Source organism: Streptomyces sp. SID5910 (assembly GCF_009862125.1).
GTDB lineage: Bacteria > Actinomycetota > Actinomycetes > Streptomycetales > Streptomycetaceae > Streptomyces.
The window spans coordinates 1-235 of sequence record NZ_WWHX01000325.1 but is presented as its reverse complement, the minus strand read 5'-3'; the positions used below and the strand labels follow the sequence as shown (position 1 = coordinate 235).

The 235-nt window shown below is 72.8% G+C and carries 1 protein-coding gene; it reads left to right on the top strand.

Annotation, left to right across the window (positions count from 1 at the left end; genetic code table 11):
* The first annotated feature begins 25 nt into the window (after positions 1–25).
* On the top strand, positions 26–205 hold the full coding sequence (locus GTW67_RS10960) for a hypothetical protein (RefSeq protein ID WP_161164610.1): 180 nt from the start codon (positions 26–28) through the stop codon (positions 203–205).
* Positions 206–235: the final 30 nt, after the last annotated feature.

Below are 235 nucleotides of genomic sequence, written 5' to 3'. Positions count from 1 at the left end.
GACCCGGCCTGGCTACCCTGGATCCATGGACTACGTCTCCGCGCTCCTCCCCCCGGTCGTCATGGCGGCCTTCTTCATCGGCGTCGTCAGGGTGATCGTGAAGTCCCAGGGCGGAGCCAGCAAGACCAAGGAGGACGCGGCCGTGGACGCCGCCCTCGCCCGGGCGGAGGGCACCCGCCAGGCATCCGCACAGCCGGACGCCTGACCACCGCGCCCCACCCCACCCCACGCCACC

What these genes read in the sequence shown, in the direction of transcription:
- GTW67_RS10960 (WP_161164610.1), top strand. Translation starts at nt 26, where the DNA reads ATGGACTACGTCTCCGCGCTCCTCCCCCCGGTCGTCATGGCGGCCTTC.